Origin of the sequence: Streptomyces sp. (assembly GCF_031181705.1) — a bacterium.
Lineage (GTDB): Bacteria > Actinomycetota > Actinomycetes > Streptomycetales > Streptomycetaceae > Streptomyces.
This window is the reverse complement of the sequence record NZ_JAPSKN010000214.1, coordinates 1-6,616: the sequence shown is the minus strand read 5'-3', so window position 1 is coordinate 6,616 and position 6,616 is coordinate 1. Positions and strand designations below refer to the sequence as shown.

Sequence of the window (6,616 nt, the reverse complement as noted above, 5' to 3'; positions counted from 1 at the left end):
CCAGCGACCCGGCGGCGTCGGGGGAACGCCGGGCTTCCCGTCGGCGGGCGTCCGCACGCGCCACGGGCCCCTCCCCCGGTCGGGGAGAGGGGCCCGTGCTCGCGTCGGTCAGCCGGCCGCCGCGTCCGCGCGGCCGTCCGCGCGGACCGCCGGGCGCCGGGACGCGATGACCTTCTTCGCCAGCGACCGCGGGCTGGTCAGGAAGCCCCAGCCCCACGACATGTGCATCGTGGCCAGCGCCACGGGGATCTGCAGCCGCGCCTTCAGCGGCAGTCCCTTGCCCGCGGGCACGGAGCCCAGCAGGATCGCCGCGAGGTAGCCGCCGGGCACGACGAAGCCCCACGGGGTCAGCGCCGCGCCCACCAGGATCCCGGCCGCGATCGCGCACACCGCGGTCGGCGGGGCGAGGTAGCGCAGGTTGATCGAGCCCTCGTGGTAGCGGGCGACCACGTGCCGCCAGCGGCCGTAGTCCTTGTACTGCTTGGCGAGCGCCTTCACGCTCGGCCGCGGCCGGTACGACACCTTCAGCTCGGGCGAGAACCAGATCAGCCCGCCGGCCTCACGGATGCGGAAGTTCAGCTCCCAGTCCTGGGCACGGATGAACTCCACGTTGTAGCCGCCCTGCTGCTCCAGCGCCTCGCGCCGGAACACCCCCAGGTAGACGGTCTCGGCCGGGCCCGCCTGGCCGCCCGTGTGGAACGCGGCGTTGCCGACCCCGATCTTCGAGGTCATCGCGGCGGCGACCGCGTGCTCCCAGTCGTTCTCGCCCTCGGCGTGCATGATCCCGCCGACGTTCTGCGCGCCGGTCTCCTCCAGGAGCCGTACGGCGGTGGCGATGTAGTTCGGCGAGAGCATGCCGTGGCCGTCGACGCGGACCACGATCGGGTGCCGGGAGGCGTTGATCGCGGCGTTCAGCGCGGCGGGCGTACGGCCGGTGGGGTTGGGGACGGTGTGCACACGCGGGTCTTCGGCCACGAGCTCGGCGGCGATCTCGTCCGTGCGGTCCGTGGACGGACCGAGGGCGATCACGACCTCCATCTCGCCGGCGTACTCCTGCGCGAGGATCGCTTGGACTGCTCCCCGCAGATGCCGCTCCTCGTTGAGGACGGGCATGATCACGGAAACGGCGGGGAGCCGCACGTCGGGATTGGCGTTCATAGGGGGCTCACGTTACCGCGAACGGGGGACACCGGTGCGCGCCGCGGGGGCGGTGGCGCGGGCCGCAGATCGTATCGGCCTACGGTTTCACGGATCCCACGTACGGCCGTCGTCCGGAGGTGTCCCCATGCCCACGCCGCCGCGGTCTCCTCGGTCCACCGCCGCTCCCGCGCGCCGTCCGCAGCCCGCTCCCCGCCGCGCCCCGCGCCGGCCCGCGCCGCCCGCCCGGCGCCGCAGGCCGCGCTGGGGCATGCGGGCCGTCACCACGCTGTCCGTGGTGGTGCTCGCCTCCGCCGGGATCGGCCACGCGGTGGTGACCAGCCTGGACGCGGACATCGCCCGGGTCGACGCCTTCAAGGACATGAAGAACCGCCCTCGTGCGGGTCACGGCATGAACGTGCTGCTGGTGGGCACCGACGGCCGCGAGAAGATCAGCAAGGCGGAGCGGCACAAGTACCGGCTGGGCGGCGCGCCCTGCCACTGCACCGACACGATGATGATCGTGCACATCTCGGAGGACCGGGAGCGCGCGAGCGTGGTGAGCCTGCCGCGCGACTCGTACGCCGTGACGCCCCCGCACGTGGACCGCACCTCCGGCAAGCGGCACGGCGGGCACCCGCTGAAGCTGAACGCGGCGTACGCGGAGGGCGGGCCGCAGCTGACCGTGCGGACGGTCGAGAGCATGACCAAGGTGAAGATCGACCACTACGTGGAGGTCGACTTCACCAGCTTCATGAAGACGGTCGACGTGGTCGGCGGCGTGCAGATCTGCACCGCCGACCCGCTGAAGGACAGCTACACCGGCCTGGACCTCCCGGCCGGCCGGCACACCCTGGCCGGCGGCCAGGCGCTGCAGTACGTGCGCGCCCGCCATGTCGACGGCGCCTCCGACCTGGGCCGGATGAAGCGGCAGCAGCGCTTCCTGGCCGCGCTCGTGGAGCGCGTCACCTCCTCCGGGATCCTCCTCAACCCCATGAGGTTCCGGGACGTCACCCGGGCGGTGCTCGGCTCGGTGCGGGCCGACAAGGGCTTCGGCACGGACGAGATGCTGGACCTGGGCCGGGCCATGCGGAACTTCTCCCCCTCCTCCTCGGAGTTCACCACCGTCCCGATCGGGCGCATGGGCTACGCCGTGAAGGGCGTCGGCTCGACGCTGAAGTGGGACCCGGTGAAGTCGGAGCGGCTGTTCCACGCCCTGCGCCAGGACCAGCCGCTGTCCGCGCACCGCTCGCGCGGGGTGGCCCGGATCGTCTCGGTGGCCCCGCAGCAGATCCGGGTCCAGGTGGAGAACGGCACGGGCACGCCCGGGCTGGGCCGCCGCGTGGACGCGGCGCTCGCCTCGACCGGCTTCCGTACGACCAAGGCCCCGGTCAACGCCGCGGCCCGCGACGTCAAGCGCACGATCGTCGCCTACGACCCCCGCTGGGACCGGTCGGCCAAGTCCCTCGCGACGGCCCTGCCGGGCAGCGAGCTGCGTCCGGTCAAGGGTCTGGGCGCGACCCTGAAGGTGATCGCGGGCGCGGACTTCGAGCGGGTGCGCAAGGTACGGGCCGAGGACCCGGGCCAGGGCGAGTTCGGAGTGGTACGGGGGGACGAGGTGGCGTGCTCGTAGCAGGCTGCCTGCTCGCGGGAGGCTGCTCGCCTCAGTCCTCGAAGCCCTCCGCCGCCCGCTTCTCGCGCAGTTCCATGATCGCTCGGCGGCGGGCCAGGCGATGGGTGCGGCGGATCTGGGCCTCCTGGTAGCGGCGCTTGTCGCGCTCGGTCTCCGGGAGGACCGGCGGGACGCGGCGGGGCTTGCCGTCGGCGTCGACCGCCGCGAAGACGAGGTAGGCGGAGCCGACCTGGGTGGGCGGCGCGGACTCGTTCCAGCGTTCGGCCAGGACCCGGACGCCGACCTCCATGGAGGTGCGGCCGGTCCAGTTGACCTGCGCCTTGACGTGGACGAGGTCGCCGACGCGGACCGGCTCCAGGAACGCCATCTCGTCCATGGACGCGGTGACGGCCGGCCCGCCGGAGTGCCGCCCGGCCACGGCCCCGGCCGCGTCGTCGACCAGCTTCATGATCACTCCGCCGTGCACGGTTCCCAGCAGGTTCGTGTCGTTGTGGGTCATGATGTGGCTGAGGGTGGTGCGGGAGGCCGAGGTCGGCTTGCCCGGGATATCCGTGGTGCCGGAATCCGCAGCTGAGGCCTGGTCTGTCATGGCCCCTACCTTATGCCGAGGCGCGGTGAGGGGGATTTGTGTCAGCTTCGCCACAGCCGTGCTCTGATTTTCCGACGACTCTTGTATGGCACACCACCGGGACCTGCACACTGTCGGCATGAATGATTGGCCCGAGGGGTTCTCCGGCGACAACCGCGGCAGCCGGTACGGACGGGGCAGCTCCAGCGCACAGCCGGAGAGTGCCCGTGTCATGCGGCAGGTCCGCCGCGGTCCGGCGGCACCGCCCGGGCAGGGCGCCTACGGCGGGGTGCCGCAGCAGCCGTCGTACGTCGACGGCGGCTACGCCGAGCCGTCCAGCGGGTACGACAGCGGCTACAACACCGGCCAGGTCTACGGCTCCCCCGGTGGCCGCGGCCCCGGCGGCCCGGGCGGTGGCGGGTACGACCCGCGTCCCGCGCCGAACTGGCGCCGCCGGATCAAGGTGACGGCGATCACGCTGGTGACCGTGCTGGTCGTGACGAGCGTCGCCACGTACTTCTGGGCCGACTCCAAGCTCAACCGCGACGTCGACCTGTCGAAGGTCATCGACCGGCCGGAGGCGGGCGAGGGCACCAACTACCTGATCGTCGGCTCCGACAGCCGTGCGGGCATGTCGGCCGAGGAGAAGAAGAAGCTGCACACCGGGTCCGCCGAAGGCAAGCGCACGGACTCGATGATGATCCTGCACACGGGCGGCAACGGTCCCACGCTCATCTCGCTGCCGCGCGACTCGAACGTCACGATCCCGTCGTACAAGGGCTCCGACTCCGGCAAGCTCTACCCGGCAACGGGCCGTCAGACGAAGCTGAACGCGGCGTACGCGGAGGACGGCCCCGAGCTGCTGGTCCGCACCGTCGAGGCCAACACGGGCCTGCACATCGACCACTACGTGGAGATCGGCTTCGGCGGCTTCGCGAACATCGTGGACGCGGTCGGCGGGGTCGAGATGGACATCCCGCAGGACATCAAGGACACCAAGTCCGGCGCGGACCTGAAGAAGGGCAGGCAGACCCTCGACGGTGAGCAGGCGCTGGCCTTCGTCCGCACCCGCTACGCCCTGAAGGGCTCCGACCTGGACCGCACGAAGAACCAGCAGAAGTTCCTCTCGGCCCTGGCCAACCAGGTCGCCACCCCGAGCACGGTCCTGAACCCGTTCAGGCTCTACCCGACCATGGGCGCCGGCCTGGACTCCCTGGTCGTCGACAAGGACATGGGCCTGTTCGACCTGGCCTCCATGTTCTGGGCGATGAAGGGCGTCAGCGGCGGCGAGGGCAAGTCGATGAACATGCCCATCTCGGGCAGCGCCCCGAACGGCAACCTCCAGTGGGACACGGCGAAGGTGAAGACCCTGGTGAGCCAGTTGAAGAACGACGAGACGGTCACGGTCTCGGGCAACTGAGCACGCGGCGTGGAGAGGAAGGGGGGCACCCGGGCGGGTGCCCCCCTTCGTCGTGAGGCGGTGCTCACATCGTGGTGGCCGACATCGCGCGGCACATCTCGGCGCACGCGCGACAGGACTCGGCGCAGCGCATCATCTGGGCGTCGTCCGGCATGGACATACACGCCTCGGCGCACATGTCACAGGCCCGGGCGCACATCGCGCACATGTCGGCCGCGAGGGGCGAGCGGCGCATCATCATGTCGGCGCACATGCGCGTCATCTCGGCGCAGTCCATCACGGCGCGCATGATCTGCATCTGGGCCGGACCGCCCATCTGCAGGCAGGAGCTCATGGTCTCCTCGCACACGCCGTGGCAGGTCATGCACGCCTGGACGCAGTCCTGCATCTCCTTGCTGAGCGGGGCGGTGGTGGCGGGCTGCTGGGTCATGTCTTCCTCCCGTGGGGACGGCGAGGGCCGGGGGCCGGCCCCCGTGCCTTCCGTCCTACGCCTTCGGCCCCATGAGCACCACAGGGCGGACGGCCCGTGTGCGTCTCGCCACGGCCCTGCGTGAAAGCGCCGGCAGCGGCAAGGAGGACCAGCAGGCGCGTCCCGGGGTCCGGCGGCGCGCGGGGCAGGGGGCGGTGAGCAGCCCGTGGCAGGGGAGACCACACGTGACACAGCAGACGTACGAGGAACTGCGGACATCGGAGCCGAGAGCGCCCGAGGAGCGCAAGCAGCGGCTGCGCAGGCGGCTGGAGCGGCTGATCGGCATCGCCGCGACCGAAGGCAACGACCTGATGCCGTTGCGCAACGGGGACGAGATCTTCCCCGCGATGCTGGAGGCGATCCGGGCCGCCGAGCACACCGTCGACATGATGACGTTCGTGTACTGGCGGGGGGAGATCGCCCACGAGTTCGCCGACGCCCTGGCCGACCGGGCCCGGGCGGGCGTGCGGGTGCGGCTGCTGCTGGACGGCTTCGGGGCCAAGGAGATCGAGCCGGACCTGCTGAGCGCCATGGACGAGGCCGGGGTCCACGTGGCCTGGTTCCGGCCGCCCACGCGGCTGTCCCCGATGCGGCAGAACCACCGCTGCCACCGCAAGGTGCTGGTCACCGACGAGCACACCGCGTTCACCGGGGGCGTCGGCATAGCGCAGGAGTGGTGCGGCGACGCCCGCAATCCCGACGAGTGGCGCGACACCCACGTGCGGGTTCGCGGTCCCGCCGTGGACGGCATCGCCGCGGCCTTCGCGCAGAACTGGGCCGAGTGCCACGACGACCTCTACGACGAGCACGACCGCTTCACCGCGCAGGAGCAGCCGGGGCGGTCCACGGTCCAGGTGGTGCGGGGCTCGGCCTCCTTCGGCTGGCAGGACATGCAGACGGTGCTGCGGGTGCTGATCACCTCGGCGCAGGAGCGGCTGCGGCTGGCCACGGCCTACTTCGCGCCCGACGCCTACTTCATCGACCTCCTGGCCGGCGCGGCCCGGCGCGGGGTCCAGGTGGAGATCCTGCTGCCCGGACCGCACACCGACCAGCGGGCGTGCCTGCTGGCCGGGCGGCAGCACTACCAGACCCTCGTCGACGCCGGGGTGGACGTGCGGGAGTACCAGCCGACCATGCTGCACACGAAGATCGTCACGGTGGACGGGGTGTGCGCGCTCATCGGCTCGACCAACTTCAACCGCCGCTCCATGGAGCACGACGAGGAGGTCGTCCTGGCCGTCCTGGACGAGGACTTCACCGCCGCGCTCGACGCCGACTTCGACGCCGACCGGAAGCTGAGCGAGCCGATCGATCCCGCCCGCTGGCGGCGGCGCCCGCTGCCCGAGCGCCTCACCGAGGCCGTGGTCACTCCGATCCGCCGCTTCCTGT

Annotated in this window: 6 protein-coding genes; 3 read left to right on the top strand and 3 right to left on the bottom strand. The window is 71.7% G+C overall.

From position 1 onward, the window contains the following. Positions 1 to 108: 108 nt before the first annotated feature. Positions 109 to 1,158 carry a glycosyltransferase family 2 protein gene (locus tag RIN80_RS25695; protein ID WP_309098030.1) on the bottom strand — a complete coding sequence of 350 codons (1,050 nt, stop codon included), beginning with the start codon at positions 1,156 to 1,158 and terminating at the stop codon, positions 109 to 111. Between the two features lie 127 nt (positions 1,159 to 1,285). Here RIN80_RS25695 and RIN80_RS25690 point away from each other — a divergent pair, with 127 nt between their 5' ends. Continuing rightward, a complete protein-coding gene (locus tag RIN80_RS25690) occupies positions 1,286 to 2,770 on the top strand; it encodes an LCP family protein (RefSeq protein WP_309098029.1) in 1,485 nt (494 codons plus the stop codon). Between the two features lie 31 nt (positions 2,771 to 2,801). On the opposite strand, the gene RIN80_RS25685 is transcribed toward RIN80_RS25690, so the two are convergent. Further along, positions 2,802 to 3,359, bottom strand: a complete 558-nt coding sequence (locus RIN80_RS25685; protein ID WP_309098028.1) for an acyl-CoA thioesterase — start codon at positions 3,357 to 3,359, stop codon at positions 2,802 to 2,804. A gap of 118 nt (positions 3,360 to 3,477) precedes the next feature. Here RIN80_RS25685 and RIN80_RS25680 point away from each other — a divergent pair, with 118 nt between their 5' ends. After that, positions 3,478 to 4,758 carry an LCP family protein gene (locus tag RIN80_RS25680; RefSeq protein WP_309098027.1) on the top strand — a complete coding sequence of 427 codons (1,281 nt, stop codon included), beginning with the start codon at positions 3,478 to 3,480 and terminating at the stop codon, positions 4,756 to 4,758. A 64-nt stretch (positions 4,759 to 4,822) separates the two neighbouring features. Here RIN80_RS25680 and RIN80_RS25675 read toward each other — a convergent pair whose 3' ends face one another. Then, positions 4,823 to 5,188, bottom strand: a complete 366-nt coding sequence (locus RIN80_RS25675) for a four-helix bundle copper-binding protein (RefSeq protein ID WP_309098026.1) — start codon at positions 5,186 to 5,188, stop codon at positions 4,823 to 4,825. 71 nt (positions 5,189 to 5,259) lie between these two features. On the opposite strand from RIN80_RS25675, the gene RIN80_RS25670 reads away from it, so the two are divergent. Beyond that, the coding region (locus tag RIN80_RS25670; RefSeq protein ID WP_375141815.1) for a phosphatidylserine/phosphatidylglycerophosphate/cardiolipin synthase family protein at positions 5,260 to 6,616 on the top strand (1,357 nt) is incomplete at its 3' end.